This window comes from Mesorhizobium sp. C432A, from assembly GCF_030323145.1.
Classification (GTDB): Bacteria; Pseudomonadota; Alphaproteobacteria; order Rhizobiales; family Rhizobiaceae; genus Mesorhizobium.
In genome coordinates, this window is the sequence record NZ_CP100470.1 from 2,623,982 (window position 1) to 2,638,476 (window position 14,495).

General features: G+C 63.6%; 12 protein-coding genes. 3 read left to right on the forward strand and 9 right to left on the reverse strand.

The genetic code is table 11. The features are described 5' to 3' along the window. Positions 1-167 precede the first annotated feature (167 nt). A complete protein-coding gene (locus tag NLY33_RS12680) occupies positions 168-938 on the forward strand; it encodes an isocitrate lyase/PEP mutase family protein (protein WP_023705936.1) in 771 nt (256 codons plus the stop codon). Between the two features lies 1 nt (position 939). On the opposite strand, the gene NLY33_RS12685 is transcribed toward NLY33_RS12680, so the two are convergent. From NLY33_RS12685 to NLY33_RS12700, 4 genes are all read right to left on the reverse strand, one after another. Then, positions 940-1,995 (reverse strand): succinylglutamate desuccinylase/aspartoacylase family protein, encoded by a 1,056-nt coding sequence (locus tag NLY33_RS12685; protein WP_023705935.1) that lies wholly within the window; start codon positions 1,993-1,995, stop codon positions 940-942. Between the two features lie 91 nt (positions 1,996-2,086). Beyond that, positions 2,087-3,265, reverse strand: coding sequence for an MFS transporter (locus NLY33_RS12690; protein ID WP_023686172.1), 1,179 nt, complete (start codon positions 3,263-3,265; stop codon positions 2,087-2,089). A gap of 115 nt (positions 3,266-3,380) precedes the next feature. Then, a complete protein-coding gene (locus NLY33_RS12695) occupies positions 3,381-4,772 on the reverse strand; it encodes an FAD-containing oxidoreductase (RefSeq protein ID WP_023705934.1) in 1,392 nt (463 codons plus the stop codon). Continuing rightward, on the reverse strand, positions 4,769-5,230 hold the full coding sequence (locus NLY33_RS12700; protein ID WP_023707674.1) for a membrane protein: 462 nt from the start codon (positions 5,228-5,230) through the stop codon (positions 4,769-4,771). The genes NLY33_RS12695 and NLY33_RS12700 overlap by 4 nt, the downstream gene beginning before the upstream one ends. Positions 5,231-5,384: 154 nt before the next feature. On the opposite strand from NLY33_RS12700, the gene NLY33_RS12705 reads away from it, so the two are divergent. Further along, entirely contained in the window at positions 5,385-5,942 is a 558-nt protein-coding gene (locus tag NLY33_RS12705) for a sugar O-acetyltransferase (RefSeq protein WP_023686169.1), read from the forward strand. 15 nt (positions 5,943-5,957) lie between these two features. On the opposite strand, the gene NLY33_RS12710 is transcribed toward NLY33_RS12705, so the two are convergent. Continuing rightward, the gene (locus NLY33_RS12710; protein WP_023705933.1) at positions 5,958-6,953 is read right to left on the reverse strand and encodes a helix-turn-helix domain-containing protein; all 996 of its coding nucleotides are present in this window, start codon (positions 6,951-6,953) and stop codon (positions 5,958-5,960) included. A gap of 127 nt (positions 6,954-7,080) precedes the next feature. On the opposite strand from NLY33_RS12710, the gene NLY33_RS12715 reads away from it, so the two are divergent. Continuing rightward, positions 7,081-7,719: a cysteine hydrolase family protein gene (locus tag NLY33_RS12715; protein WP_023705932.1), complete on the forward strand. Its 639-nt coding sequence runs from the start codon at positions 7,081-7,083 to the stop codon at positions 7,717-7,719. Between the two features lie 73 nt (positions 7,720-7,792). Here the strand turns inward: NLY33_RS12715 and NLY33_RS12720 are convergent, their stop codons facing one another. From NLY33_RS12720 to NLY33_RS12735, 4 genes are all read right to left on the reverse strand, one after another. Then, positions 7,793-9,472 (reverse strand): formate--tetrahydrofolate ligase, encoded by a 1,680-nt coding sequence (locus tag NLY33_RS12720; RefSeq protein WP_023683662.1) that lies wholly within the window; start codon positions 9,470-9,472, stop codon positions 7,793-7,795. Between the two features lie 312 nt (positions 9,473-9,784). Further along, positions 9,785-10,909 carry a DUF2333 family protein gene (locus NLY33_RS12725; RefSeq protein WP_023705931.1) on the reverse strand — a complete coding sequence of 375 codons (1,125 nt, stop codon included), beginning with the start codon at positions 10,907-10,909 and terminating at the stop codon, positions 9,785-9,787. Between the two features lie 16 nt (positions 10,910-10,925). Continuing rightward, positions 10,926-12,230 carry a DUF6638 family protein gene (locus tag NLY33_RS12730; RefSeq protein ID WP_023683664.1) on the reverse strand — a complete coding sequence of 435 codons (1,305 nt, stop codon included), beginning with the start codon at positions 12,228-12,230 and terminating at the stop codon, positions 10,926-10,928. 333 nt (positions 12,231-12,563) lie between these two features. Beyond that, complete coding sequence (locus tag NLY33_RS12735; RefSeq protein ID WP_023695821.1) at positions 12,564-14,474, reverse strand: ATP-binding protein; 1,911 nt, start codon at positions 14,472-14,474, stop codon at positions 12,564-12,566. Positions 14,475-14,495: the final 21 nt, after the last annotated feature.

The following is a 14,495-nucleotide window of genomic DNA, read 5'->3' on the forward strand; positions in this document are numbered from 1 at the left end:
ATCGAGCGCATGTTCATGGGCGAAATCCATAGCGGCGAAAAGCCGGATGCGCAACAGGTTTGAAAGGCCTGTTTGTGGCCGCCGCTTCTGCAGCCCATGGCACATCGCCAAGGCTTGGGGTCCTGCCTAGACTGTTCGTCCAACATCGGAAAGACGGGAAGACAGCAATGACCGAGCAGATCGAGCGCGCACGCACGTTCCATGCCCTTCATGTCAAGGGCAACCCGATCGTTCTCTACAATGCCTGGGATCCGGGCTCGGCCAAGATCGTCGAGAGGGCGGGCGCCAAGGCGATCGCCACCGGAAGCTGGCCGGTGGCAGCCGCCTTCGGCTATGCCGATGGCGAGAAAATCCCGCTGGAGCTAGCGCTGGACAACATCAAGCGCATCGTGGCGGCAGTCGACCTGCCCGTGACCATGGACCTCGAAGGCGGCTACGGCGTCGAGCCGGAGACTGTCGCCCAGACGGTGACACGTGCCCTGCAGGCCGGCGCCATCGGTTTCAATTTCGAGGACCAGATCTTCGGCGGCGCCGGTCTGCACGACATCGCGGTACAGGTGAAGCGGATCGAGGCGGCAGCGGCGGCGGTGAAGGCTTCCGGCATTCCCGCCTACATCAACGCCCGTACCGACATTTTCCTCAAGGCCAAGACGGATGCGCATGACAGCGTGCTGCTCGACCAGGCCATCGAGCGGGCGCACGCTTATGAAAAGGCAGGAGCGAGCGGCTTCTTTGCGCCGGGACTCGGCGACGAGGGTCTGATCGAGGCGCTGTGCAAGGCGACGGCATTGCCGGTCAACATCATCGCGCTGGCGCATGTGCCGCCGCGCCAGCGCCTGGCCGAGCTTGGTGTTGCCCGTGTCAGCCACGGCCCGGTGCCGTACCGGCAAATGGCCGAATGGCTGGAGGCCAAGGCGCGGCTGGCGATTTCGGGTTAGCTCAGTCCTCCAGCGTGCCTGACCTCGCGTCGGCGCTCTTCTTGTCGCCGACCAGCTTCAAGAGATCCTCGCCGGCGCGGATGATGCGGCGCGAGCGGCGGGTCAGGATGACGCCGTCCTGCGGCGCCAGCACTTCGGTGCGGCCGCCGGCCTCGCCCGGTGTGTGGACGATGGTGGCGAGGCGCGCGCCCTTGGCGACGCGGTCGCCGGGCTTGACGTCGTAGAGGATGGCGCCGGCCCGGGGCGCCGGCATCATGTCGATGTTTTCGAGCGGCGCGACGAGGCCCTTGAACGGGCCGGGTTCGGGAAGGGCGGCGTCGGCGATCACGCCGCGCGCCGCCAGCAGCCGGTAGAGGCCTTCGGCATCGGAATTTGCCAGCGCGCCGTCGACATCCAGCATGCCACGGTATTCTACCGTAGTGGCAACGCGGCGGTCGAGCTTCGCCACGTTGGCGGGGACGTTCTGGTAGGGCATGATCGTGGCGCCCTCGAAGGTGCCGTCGGCGTCCTCGCTCCACAACACCACGGCGTCGATACCCATGGCGGCGGCGCAATCGGCCATCGCCGGCCACAGGCTGGCGTGGACGTAGAGATAGGCAAGGCCCTCGTCGTCGCAATGCAGGTCGAGCACGATGTCGTGGCCGAGCGACAGCTGCACCAGACGGGTCTTCAATCGCTGGTCGGGGGTGCCAAGCGTGGTGTCGGGCAAAAGCTTGGCGTCCGGTGCTGCGAGCAACGGAAAGCCGCGGTTGAAATTGTTGCGGGTGCCGAGATGAAAGCGGCCCTGGTGCTCGCCGAAATGATATTGCGCGCGGCCGATCGGATTGGCCCAGGGCACGACCGTGATGCTGCCCTTGATGCGGCCTTCCGCTTCGGCCTTGTTCAGCGCCGGCATCAGCGCGTCGATGGCGACGACACCAGGCAATTCACCGGCGTGGAGCGCTGCCTGCAGGTAGGCCGAAGGTGCTGCCTTGTCGGCGCCGGCGAAGCGGAACACCGGGAATTCGTAGGAAACGCCTTCGGTATCGCCGGCGATGCGTTCGATCGATTTCTGCATGGGATGCCTCCAGGATAAGAGGCAGAACACATGCACTTTTGCCGAAGGGCTGTCGATTGGTCCAGTTCGCGCCGCCATGGGCGCAATGGAATTATTCGGCGGCGGCCGGAACCGTCGTTATCGGCGCCGATCCTTCGAGCGCCTGCGAGACAACGGCTACGCTGACCGCCAGCAGGGCCAGCACCGCGCCGACCAGCGGCAAATGAGCATAGGAAACGCCGGCCGACAGAGCCACGCCGCCGATCCAGGCGCCGCTGGCATTGCCGATATTGAATGCGCCGTGGTTGAGCGTGGCGGCAAGGTTCGGCCCTTCCGAAGCCGCTTCGACGACGCGGATCTGCAGCGGCGGCACGACGACGAAGATCAGCAGTCCCCACAAGAAGACGACGCCGATGGCGACGCTGGCGATAGCGCCGAACTGCATGAAGCCGACAAACAGAACTGCCATCAAAAGCAGCGTGCCGATGACCGTCGGCATCAATTTCCAGTCGGCCAGCCGGCCGCCGATGATGTTGCCTATGGTCATGCCGGCGCCGAACAGCAGCAGAACCCAGGTGACCGCGGAGGTCGACAGGCCGGAGACATCGGTAAGGTAGGGCTTGATGTAGGTGAAGACGGCAAACAGGCTGGCCGAGGCCAGCGAGGCGATCAGCATGGCGAGCCAGACCTGCAGCTTGCCCAGCACGCGCAGTTCGCTGCGCAGGCCGCCGCCGCTCGGTTCGACGACATTGGATGGCACCAGCCAGGCGATGGCGGCAACAGAGATCAGGCCGATGCCGACGACGGCGAAGAAGGTGGAGCGCCAGCCGAAGGCTTCGCCAAGCGCGGTGCCGGCAGGAACGCCGAGAATGTTGGAGAGCGTCAATCCCGCGAACATCATCGCCATGGCGCTGGCGCGCTTGTTGCGCGGCACCAGGCTGGCGGCAACGACGGAACCAATGCCGAAAAAGGCGCCATGACCGAACGCGGTGAAGACGCGCGCGGCCATCAGAAGCCAGTAATTGGGCGCAATGGCGCAGAGCAGATTGCCGACGACGAACATCGCCGTCAGCGCGACCAGCACCGGCTTGCGCGGCAGATGCGCGGTGGCCATGGCGACGATGGGTGCGCCGAAGACGACGCCCAGCGCATAGCCGGTGACCAGCAGGCCGGCCGAGGGGATCGACACGCCGAGATCGGCCGCAACCTCCGGCAACAGGCCCATGATGACGAATTCGGTGGTGCCGATGCAAAAGGACGCAATGGCAAGCGCAAGGATCGGCAAAGGCATGGAAAATCCAGACTGAATCGGTTCAATTCAGACTGAACGAGAAGCCTTGCCGCGCGCAATGCACATTGCTGCAACGCACCAATGCAGAAAGCGCTGAGCTTGACGCGGAGCTATGTCAGGCGAGCGGCTTCAGCTCCTGGGCGATGGTTGGCAACAGCTCCGAGACGTTGGGGTGGATATGCACGGCGCGCGCCAGCGTATCGACCGGCGCCTTGGCGTACATCAGGTCGAGCACGCAGTGCACCGCCTCGTCGCCGCCGGGGCCGAGCACGGAGCAGCCGAGGATTTGCCTGGTGTCGGCATCGACCAGGATCTTCATGAAACCTTGCGTCTCGCCCTTTTCGATGGCGCGGCCGACGCGGGTCATTGGCCGCTGGCCGACCAGCGCCTTGCGCCCGGATTTCTTCACCGCCGCCTCGGTCATGCCGCAGCGGCCGAGCGGCGGATCGATGTAGAGCGCATAGGCCTCGATGCGGTCGCTGACCTTGCGCGGATCGTCGTCGAGCAGATTGGCGGCAACGATCTCATAATCGTTGTAGGAGGTGTGGGTGAAGGCGCCCTTGCCGTTGCAGTCGCCCATTGCCCAAATGCCGGGCACGCTGGTGCGCAGCTGGTCGTCGACGGTGACGAAGCCGCGCAGATCGACCGCGACGCCGGCCTTATCGAGGCCGAGATCGTCGGTGTTGGGGGTGCGGCCGAGTGCCAGAAGCACATGCGAGCCGACCGCCGGCGGCTTGCCGGATGAGAAGGTCACGGCGATCTCCTTGCCCTGTCTGGCAAAGCGGATGTCGTCGGCGCCGACATGGACTTCTATGGCTTCGTTTTCGAGGATCGACAGGATGGCCGCCGACACGTCCTCGTCCTCGCGGCCGGTCAGGCGCGAACTCTTCTCGATGACGGTGATTTCAGAGCCGAAGCGGCGAAACATCTGCGCGAATTCAAGAGAGATGTAGCTGCCGCCGACGACGATAAGATGGCGCGGCAAAACATCGAGATCCATCATCGAGGAGTTGGTGAGGTAGTCGACGTCGTTGACGCCCGGCAGGTCGGGCACCGAGGCGCGGCCGCCGGTGTTGAGGAAGATCTTTTCGGCGGTCAGAAGGTCGCCGCCGACACGCACGGTGTTGGCGGATTCGAAGCGGGCGTGGCCGCGATAAAGCGTGCAGCCCTTCATGCCGGCGATCCACGTCTCCAGATTGCTGCGGGAGTCGTTTGTGACCTTGTCCTTGCGCGCCTTGATCCTCTTGTAGTCCACGCCGACAGGGCCTGAGAACGTCACGCCGTAGTCCGCGGCACGCCGCGCCAGATGCGCGGCATAGGCGCTGGCGACCATGGTCTTGGTCGGCATGCAGCCGGTGTTGACGCAGGTGCCGCCGACCAGCTTGCGCTCGATCAGCGCCACGCTCATGCCGGCTGACGTCAGCCGGCCGGCGAGAGGAGGGCCGGCCTGTCCGGCGCCGATGATGATGGCGTCGTATGTCTTGGCGTCTGAGGCTTGGGCAGTCATACCACCGCCGCCACGATCAGCAGGCCGCCGATGATCGCCACCGCGTCCTCGATGAGGGCGGCAGGCAAATCCTTGCCGAAGGCGGCGGCCAACCGGCCGCGCGCTTCGCCGCCGCCATAGGTGCCGATGACAGCACCGATGGCGCCGGCAATCAGGCCGCCAATGGTGGAACCGGCAGTGGCACCGATCACCGCGCCGCTGAAGGCGCCAAGCAGGATGCGGGCGCCGAATTGCTGCGGAACCTTGCGGCTCGGCGTCGAGGGCAGCTGGTCGGTGACCAGTTCGACGATGGCGAGGACGGTGAAGATACCGACGGCGGCCCAATGGCCCATGAAACTTGCCCAGGTGCCGGCCACCGGCAGCCAGCCGAGATAGGCGCCCCAGGCGATCGCGCCCGGCGCGGTCATGGCGCGAAGACCGGCAATGACGCCGATCAGAAGTGCAAGCAAATAGAGCATGTCGATCCCCTCGAAAGCAGGCCCGGGACTGGCCCACGAGGGCAAGCTAGCATAGGTCCTACGTTTGACGAGAGTAGGCGATGGTGCTTCTTCCATCAGCGAGCATTGTACTTTGGTAACCAGTCGAACATGACGAAGGGACGGAGTCGCTGTGATGGCCGGAAGCGAACGCACAAGGATGATTGCAGGCGAATGGTACACCTGCATCGACGACGAACTGGAGGCGCTGCGGGCGATCGCGCGCGATGCGGTGTTCGAGCATAATACGCTACGGCCCCAGCAACGCGGCAATATCGGCCCGGCGCTATTGGCGCTGCTCGGCAGCGCGGGCGCAGGCTCCCGCATCGAGGCGCCGTTCCACTGCGCCTACGGTTTCAACATCCATCTCGGCGACGGCGCCTTCCTCAATGCCGGCTGCACCATCCTCGATACCGCGCCGGTGCGTATCGGCAGGCGGACGCTTCTCGGCCCCAATGTGCAGATCTACTGCGCCGAGCACCACAAGGAGGCCGCTGGCCGTCAGTCGGGACTGGAGATTGCCAGGCCGGTCACCATCGGCGATGACGCCTGGATCGGCGGCAGCGCCATCATCCTCGGCGGCATCAGCATCGGCGATGGCGCCATAGTCGGCGCCGGCGCGGTGGTGACGCGCGACGTCCCTGACAACACCACGGTGGTCGGCAATCCGGCGCGGGCGGTCAAGCGGGGCTGAACTCGTCGTGGGCGGTCAGTATGAAGCCGTGCGTGCCATGCGCTCGTCCGGACCGGCTCGTCGCGAGAATTCACGCCGGTATTGGGCCGGTGACGTCTTGAGCCGTGCGGCGAAATGCTGGCGCAGCGAGGTGGCGCTGCCGAAGCCGGCTTCGAAGGCCACCATGTCCATCGATTTTTCCGTCGCCTCCAGCAGCCGTTGCGCCAGTTCGATGCGTTGGCCGGCCAACCATTCGCCAAAGCTGGTGCCGATCGATTTCTGGAAACGGCGGGTGAAAGTGCGCCGGGTCAGGCCCGCGGCCTCCGCGACGCGGTCGAGGTTGTGCGTTTGTCCGAGCGTTGCCCGCACCGTGTCGAGCGCCAGGGTGAAGCGGTCGGTGGCCGGGGTTTTCGCCAGCGGGCGCTCGATGAACTGCGCTTGCCCACCCTGCCGGTGCGGCGACAGCACGATGTGCCTGGCCAGCCGCAGCGCTACCTCTGCGCCATAGCGGGCGCGCACAATGTGCAGGCAGCAATCGAGCCCGGCGGCGACGCCGGCCGAGGTGACGATGTCACCGTCGTCGACATAGAGCACGTCGGCGTCGACTTCGATGTCCGGGTATAATGTTTGCAGCCGGTCGGTGGAGGCCCAATGTGTCGTCGCACGCCGGCCCGCAAGCAGCCCGGCGGCGGCAATGGCGAAGGTGCCGAGACAGAGGCCGACGATCACCGCACCGCGCCGGTGCGCGTGGGTGAGCGCTGCCAGGAGCGGCGGCGGAATTGGGGCCTCGAGATCCTTCCAGCTCGGAATGATGACGATGTCGGCATCGTCGAATGCGGAAAGGCCATACGGCACCGCGATGGTCAGCCCGGCATCGGTGTGGATCGCTCCATCGTCGAGTGCGCAGACGCGAAAGTCGAAACGCGGCAGGCCAAGCTTGGTGCGGTCGGTGCCGAACACCACGCACGGCACGGAGAGGTGGAACGGGCTGATGCCGTCAAAGGCGAGAACGGCAATGATCGGATCGGTCATGCGTGTTTCCAGCAAGCGAAAAGCGAATTGTCCTAATTCTTTCGAATGATGTCAATCGGGCCACTTTTGGCAGTCGGGCGATCCGCCTATTTTCGACCTATCCCATTCAAGCCCGAAGGAGAACACCATGTCCGCCAATATCACGCCGCGCCGCGCGCTCATCGTCATCGATGTCCAGAACGATTATGATGGCGGCAACCTCGCCATCCAGTATCCGCCGTTCCGCGACAGCGTCGTCAATGTCGCGCGCGCCATGGATGCCGCCGCTGCAGCCGGCGTGAAGGTGGTGGTCGTCAAGCAGATGGCGCCCGAGACCTCGCCAGTCTTCGCCAAGGGCAGCCATGGCGGCGAACTGCATCCCGAGATCGCCCGGCGAAGCCGCGACCACTATGTCGAGAAGTCACTGCCTAGCGCCTTTGCCGGCACCGACCTCGAGGCGTGGCTGCGCGCCAATACCATCGATACGATAACGGTGATCGGCTACATGACGCATAATTGCGACCTGTCGACCATCATCCACGCTGCGCATGTCGGCTTTGCGGTCGAGTTCCTGTCCGACGCCACCGGTTCGCTGCCTTACGCCAACAGCGCCGGCTACGCCTCGGCCGAGGAGATCCACCGCGTGGTGTCCATCATCCTGCAGTCGCGCTTTGCGGCCGTGCTCAAGACCGCCGAATGGATCGATTGCCTGAAGACCGGTGCTTTGCCCGAACGCGACACGCCTTATGCGTCCAACCAGCGCGCGCTGGCGCGCAACGCTGCATAGGCAATCTGCGCCCGAAAAGCAAAAGGGCGGCCAGTGGCCGCCCTTCTTGGATCTCGCAACGATCTCGAAATTTTCAGAACAGGCCTTCGATCTGGCCGGCCTCGTTGAGGAAGATCTTTTCCGAGGACGGCGCCTTGGGCAGGCCGGGCATGGTCATGACCTCACCGCAGATGACGACGACGAAGCCGGCGCCCGCCGAAAGCCTGACCTCGCGTACCGGCACGGTGTGCCCGGTCGGCGCGCCGCGCAGGTTCGGGTCGGTCGAGAAGGAATATTGGGTCTTGGCCATGCAGACCGGCAGGTGCCCGTAGCCGGCCTGCTCCCAGGCATGCAGCTGGTCGCGCACCGACTTGTCGGCGATCGCCTCGTCGCCGCGATAGATGCGCTGGACGATGGTGTTGATCTTCTCGAACAGCGGCATTGCGTCGGGATAGAGCGGCGCGAACTGCGAGGCGCCGGATTCGGCGATCTCGACGACCTTGCGCGCCAACTCCTCAATGCCGGCAGAGCCATTGGCCCAATGCTTGCACAGGATCGCCTCGGCGCCGAGCGAGGCGACGAAATCCTTCATCGCCTGGATTTCCACCTCGGTATCGGTGGTGAAATGATTGATCGCCACGATCGCAGGCACGCCGAACTGTTTCACATTCTCGATGTGGCGGCCCAGATTGAGGCAGCCCTTCTTGACTGCCTCGATGTTTTCCTTGCCGAGGTCTTCCTTCTTGACGCCGCCATTCATCTTCATGGCGCGCACGGTGGCGACGATGACGGCAGCCGCCGGCTTCAAACCCGCCTTGCGGCACTTGATGTCGAAGAATTTTTCGGCTCCGAGGTCGGCGCCGAAGCCGGCTTCGGTGACGACGTAGTCGGCGAGCTTCAGCGCCGTGGTGGTGGCGACCACCGAGTTGCAGCCATGGGCGATGTTGGCGAACGGACCGCCATGGACGAAGGCAGGGTTGTTTTCCAGCGTCTGCACCAGGTTTGGCTGCATGGCGTCCTTCAGCAGCACCGCCATGGCGCCGTCGGCCTTGAGGTCGCGGGCATAGACCGGCGTCTTGTCGCGGCGGTAGGCGACGATGATGTCGCCAAGGCGCTTTTCCAGATCCTTGAGGTCGGTGGAAAGGCACAGGATAGCCATGACTTCCGAGGCGACGGTGATGTCGAAGCCGGCCTCGCGCGGATAACCGTTGGCGACGCCGCCGAGCGAGCAGATGATTTCGCGCAGCGCCCGGTCGTTCATGTCCATGACGCGGCGCCAGGCGACGCGGCGGGTGTCGATGCCGAGCTCATTGCCCCAGTAGATGTGGTTGTCGATCAGCGCTGACAGAAGGTTGTGCGCCGTGGTGATGGCGTGGAAGTCGCCGGTGAAGTGGAGGTTCATGTCCTCCATCGGCACGACCTGCGCGTAGCCGCCGCCGGCAGCACCGCCCTTGACGCCGAAATTCGGGCCGAGCGAAGCCTCGCGGATGCAGACGATCGCCTTCTTGCCGATGCGGTTCAGACCGTCACCAAGGCCGACGGTGGTGGTCGTCTTGCCTTCGCCGGCCGGCGTCGGGTTGATGGCGGTGACGAGGATCAGCTTGCCGTCCTTGTTGCCCTTCACCGATTTGATGAATTCGGCCGAAATCTTCGCCTTGTCGTGGCCGTAGGGCAAAAGGTGCTCGGTCGGGATGCCGATCTTGGCGCCGATCTCCTGGATCTGCTTTTTCTTGGCGCCGCGCGCGATCTCGATGTCGGACTTCACTTCGGCCATGACGGCTTTCCTTCGGATTGGACGGTGGAGGGGACGGGTTTGATCTCACTCGCAGGCATGTTGAACCCGGGCGCGGGCATGTTCTAACCCTGTCGCTCCCGCGGCGTCAACTTGCATGCAACTATGTTTCCTATGAAGAAAGTGTCTCCGCGGCCGGCCGACCTGTCGCCGGTTCTTCCTGGCTCCGTTGCCGCGCCGTATAGAAGCCAGAGGACGCGACGTTCCGCCGTCTCAAAACAGCCGCCCAATGCACGGAATGCGACAGAGGCGACGGCGCAAATTCGCCATCGCTCGCCGGGAAAGCTGTAGACGCTACTGAGTCAGGACGTTGCTGATCTCGACCATGTTGGAGCGCACGCGAAGCACGTAGAAACCCATCGTCGTCAGGTGCGTCGGCATGATCCAGCCATCCTCGCGGCCATTGGCGATGATGAAGGGCTGGATGCGCAGCGCCGAGACGAATTGCGCATCCATCGTGTCCCACAGATTGCCGAGATGCTTTTCCTTGATGACGTCCTCGAAGTCGGCCTGGGCGCCTTTCATCAGGCCGTAATAGGCATAGAGCTGGCCATAGGCGAACCAGAAGCGGTCATCGGCGCGGAAGTCGAACCAACCATTGTTGTGGTTTTCGGCGCGCTCCTTGAGGATCGCGGAGGTGGAACCGATGTCGGAGGAGATGCGGTCGATATACTGCTTCAGATTGTCGGCGCGGGCATCGAACGTCGCCTGGCAGATGCCGAGGCGGGCGTTGAAGGAGCGCAGCTTGGTGACGGCATCGCGATAATAGCTCGGCGTCGGCGTCTTGGGGCCGAACGGGTTGATGCCGAAATACCAGGTCTCCTCGTCGAACTGCAGATTGCCGCGCGCATCCTGCAGATCGCCGTCGATCTGCGATGTGGTGCGAACACGGCCGAGATTGTCGGCAAGCTCGGTGGCGGTACGCCGCACCGCCTGGTTGATGCCGCGCTGGAACGAGGCCTTGTTGTCCATGAACGGCGTGTTGTCCCAGTCGATGCCGAACAGGCCGAGTTTGTAGAGGATCATCGACGAGATCCAGGCATTCTGGTTGACGTTGAAGTCCGTCAGGTCGGCCGCCACCTGGGCGATGCCCGAATTGCCGCAGGTCTTGGCGGTGTCGGTGCCGGCGCCGGCGGCGACCTGTTCGCCGGCGGAAATGTTGCGGTTCTCGAAGGTGTATTTGTCGACGTAGTTGGGATCGAACTTGTTCCACCACTGGGTGGCGTAGAAGAAATTGGCGTAGAGGCCGATCAATACCAGAAGCGCGAGGCCGACCACAGCCTTCAGGATCCAGCCGCGCTGCGTATACCAGCGCCCAGCCCAGAGGAACGGCCACAGGATCGCGCCGATGACGAGGCCGATGCCGCGGCCGATCCATTGGAAGATGCGGGTGAAGAAATTCACGATCGGATCAAGCATGGCTCTCGTTCACCCCTCAGTCAGTCAGGCCGTAAAGGCGCGTGCGAAACGCCACTTTGTCTTTCAAATATGTGGTTTTCAGAACGTCCACAACATGCGACCGCCAGGCGTCGCTGTAGCCGTCATAGTCCTTGTAGAAGCCCGGCTTGTTGAAGACGTAACGCGAGACAAAGTCCTGCGGCACGAAATCCGAGATCAGCTGGTTGGTCAGCCAGGCGTCGGGATGGTCGGGCTTGCCACGCACGACCAGGAAGCGCTGTTGCGGAAACACATCCTCGATCTTGAGATGGCCGAGCTGGGCGATCTCACGCTTGGCGGCGTTGAGAAAGGGGAAATTGCCGTCCTTGGTGATCAGATCGGCATGGCCATGGATCCAGGTCTGCAGCCAGACCTTGTCGACCTCGGTCAAATTGCGGTTCGGCTCTGTGTCGCGGATGAGAGAGCGCACCACCATCTCGGCGCGATGCTCGAGATAGCCCGAGCTTTCGACCCATGACGCGCGCGGCAATTCGATGCGGCCGGTGCTGGCCAGGAACTTGAACACCTTGTCGGCATCGTTGATCGAGAGATAGCTGACCTGCCAGGGCCGCGAACGGCGAAAGCCGGGGGCGGCCGGGTCGCCGATGACGGTGGTCATATCAGGATCGACGAAGACGTAGACGCCGCCGAAATGGCTGGTCCAGTAGGCGTTGTGGCGGAAGATCACCTGGTCGGGCACCAGCGCATTCTCACGGATATCGCCGCAGACCTTCGCCAGCTCCACCATACGGCTCAGCATGGTGTTGTCGCGCCAGGCATCGGGCTCCTGCTTCAGCCGGTCGACCAGCTTGCCGAGTTCGGCGGCCTTGCCCAGCACGTCCTCGGCCGAAAGCACCCGGAACTCGACCTGGCTGATCGACAGCAGATCCTCGATGTCGTTGACCAGGGGAACGGAATCCTCGATCTCGCCGTAGATGACATCCTTGATGGTCAGCGCATCGATGGCGCGCTGGTTCTTGGACATGAACTCGAACATCAGCTGCGAGGTGTTGGAAAAGGCGGTGTGCACCACCGGCAGATCGATCTGCGAAGGCGTCAGGATGATGAAGCGGCGGTTGACCTCATTGGGGTCGAGATAATCGTAATCGCCGCATTCCTCGGCCACTTCGGGCGAGAAGCCGGTGCGGTCGATCTGGAAGCTCTTCAGCTTGGTGGGCTTGAGGCCGAAGGCAACAAGCGCCTTGTTGTAGCGCTGGATGAGGTGCGACTCGTCGACGGTGAGCAAGCGGCCGTAGATCAGCTCATTGTCGCGGAGAAGGTCGGGTTTTTTGGCGTGGCTCATGCAGAACGTTCCGAGCGGCGTTGCCTGTTGTGGCGAAGCGCCAACGCTGACGCCTCCCTCTCCCCGTTCTTCACGGGGAGAGGGTAAGGGTGAGGGGCAGCGCTAGCATTCAAGGACATGTCTCCCCATGGCCTTTGGCGTCAATAAATCGAAGATCATTGGTCCGGATGTCCCGATCGAGGCGCTGTTCGATAGCTGCCAGTAGGGTCGGAGCGATCTCTGGTCCACGCATGCGCCGCCCCTCACCCTTGCCCTCGCCGCGTGAAGGACGGGGAGAGGGGGGCGTCAGCGTTAGCGCCAAGCCTTTCAGCACCCGCGGGCAGCGAAGGAAGTTCACGCATTCCAGAGCCCCTTCTTCTTCATCTCCTCCATCTCGCGCCCCGCCCGTTCGCGCAGGCGTGCGTCGCGCAGCAGCTTCTCCACCGCGGCGTCGTCGGATTTGTCGGAATAGCGGAACTCCGAGTCGGCGTAGCGGTTGATCTCCTGCATGACCATGTCCATCGAGAACGGCCCCCGCAGTTCCTCGATCATGGCCTTCTTTTCGTCGTAGCCCTTGTGCATGAAGACTTCCGGCTTCTCGAACCAGTCGTCGGGCAGCTCGATGTCCATGGCGCGCATCTTGATGGCGTCGGTGACGTTCTTGATGGCTCGGCCGGTGAAGCGCGGCTCGGCATCCTTGATCAGGTGCAGATAAGTGCCGATGTCGGCCATCGATTTCGGCGCGCCATTCTCCTTCATGTAGCGCTCATAGACCTTCATCAGCCCGTCTTCCTGAGGCTTCTCGTGCTCCTCATAGGCTTCGGTCACCGCGCGCTGGATCTCCTGCGCGGCGTAGAGCTTGTGGTCGCCGAGTGGGATCTTGTGGTTCTTGCCGGCAAGCAGGACGAAGATGTCGATATAGTCGTCGCGGCTCTGTGGGCCGTCGACCAGCCAGCGGGCCCCGGCGCGCTGGCGCAGCGCATCGTCGACATTTTCGGGATAGTTGGAAAACATGCCGAACGAGCAATTGCCGCGCACCACCGTGCCGGCGCCGGCAAAGGCGTCCATCAAGACGCCGGTGATTTCCTGTTGGCCGGCCGAGGCGCGGTCGTCGGAGCGGCGGGCCGCCACCTGGTCGATGTCGTCGACGGTGCCGAAACCGATGACGCGTGGGTTCAAGACATTGTTGATGAACTGGCGGCAATTCTGGCCAGATTTGCCCTGGTAGGACGAGATCTGGTCGACGCCGAAATTCTCATAGGCGAAGGGATAGCCGGCAACCTGACAATAATTGTTGACGAGGCCGGCGATCATCTGGATCAGCGTCGTCTTGCCGGTGCCCGGCGCGCCGTCGCCGATGAAGGTGAAGAGGAAGCCCCCGAGTTCGACGAACGGGTTCAACTCGCGCTCGAAATCGTAGGCCATCAGCATCTTGGCGAGCTTGACCGACTGGTATTTGGCAATGTGGTTGCCGACGACCTCTTCCGGCTTCTTGAAGGTCATCACCAGCGGCTTGGAGCGCTTGCCGGGCGCGACGTCGAAGCCGTCGAGGGTGAAATCGTCGGCGTCGATGCGGATATGGGCGTTCTCGAACGGGCCGATGCCGTCGAAGCGGCCTTTACGGGCCAAGAGCCCGTCAATGGCAACACGGGCGAAAGCACGCGCCCGGGTCGTCAGGTCGCCATCGTCCTTCGACCCGGTGATCGCCTTGTCCAACCCAGCCACGATCGACTTCACCGCGTCCTGCGGCGTGTCGAACAGGAAGTCGGGTTCGGGGATATCGTTGGGCGCCTCGCCATCGCTGTCGATCAGCTGGAACAGATAGGAGGCAAGGCTGAAGGCCGAAACGTAAGCAGAGGCTGACAGAAGCTTCTTGAAGGTCGCGGCTTCATCGCCTTCGAGCGGTGCGCGGGTGTTCTTGGCCTGCAGGCTTTCAAGGTCGGAGCCTTCGGCGAAGACATCGGAAATGGCGAGCGCAATCGCCAGGCCGCGGCGGGCGCGAAACAAAAGCGTGTGCTGCGGGATGCTCATCAACTGGTCGTCGGGATGGATCGCGGCGACGGTCTTGGTAAGCTCGACCTCGCGGGTACGGCGCACCGAGCCGACCGAGACTGTCGAGACAAAGCGGCGATTGGTGCCGGCAAGCGCGGTGCCGGATTCGCGTGAAGGATCCTCCAGCACGACGACGCGAGTGATGAAGCTTTGCGCGGTTGCGCGGTGCTTTTCGATAGCCGCTTCCGGAATGGTGGTCAGGCCGGTGTCCATGAAGGATGCTCCGCGATGTGA

Bases quoted from the DNA above. Each gene is read 5' to 3' on its own strand.
- NLY33_RS12680 (WP_023705936.1), top strand. From the start codon at position 168: ATGACCGAGCAGATCGAGCGCGCACGCACGTTCCATGCCCTTCATGTC.
- NLY33_RS12685 (WP_023705935.1), bottom strand. From the start codon at position 1,995: ATGCAGAAATCGATCGAACGCATCGCCGGCGATACCGAAGGCGTTTCC.
- NLY33_RS12690 (WP_023686172.1), bottom strand. From the start codon at position 3,265: ATGCCTTTGCCGATCCTTGCGCTTGCCATTGCGTCCTTTTGCATCGGC.
- NLY33_RS12695 (WP_023705934.1), bottom strand. From the start codon at position 4,772: ATGACTGCCCAAGCCTCAGACGCCAAGACATACGACGCCATCATCATC.
- NLY33_RS12700 (WP_023707674.1), bottom strand. From the start codon at position 5,230: ATGCTCTATTTGCTTGCACTTCTGATCGGCGTCATTGCCGGTCTTCGC.
- NLY33_RS12705 (WP_023686169.1), top strand. From the start codon at position 5,385: ATGGCCGGAAGCGAACGCACAAGGATGATTGCAGGCGAATGGTACACC.
- NLY33_RS12710 (WP_023705933.1), bottom strand. From the start codon at position 6,953: ATGACCGATCCGATCATTGCCGTTCTCGCCTTTGACGGCATCAGCCCG.
- NLY33_RS12715 (WP_023705932.1), top strand. From the start codon at position 7,081: ATGTCCGCCAATATCACGCCGCGCCGCGCGCTCATCGTCATCGATGTC.
- NLY33_RS12720 (WP_023683662.1), bottom strand. From the start codon at position 9,472: ATGGCCGAAGTGAAGTCCGACATCGAGATCGCGCGCGGCGCCAAGAAA.
- NLY33_RS12725 (WP_023705931.1), bottom strand. From the start codon at position 10,909: ATGCTTGATCCGATCGTGAATTTCTTCACCCGCATCTTCCAATGGATC.
- NLY33_RS12730 (WP_023683664.1), bottom strand. From the start codon at position 12,230: ATGAGCCACGCCAAAAAACCCGACCTTCTCCGCGACAATGAGCTGATC.
- NLY33_RS12735 (WP_023695821.1), bottom strand. From the start codon at position 14,474: ATGGACACCGGCCTGACCACCATTCCGGAAGCGGCTATCGAAAAGCAC.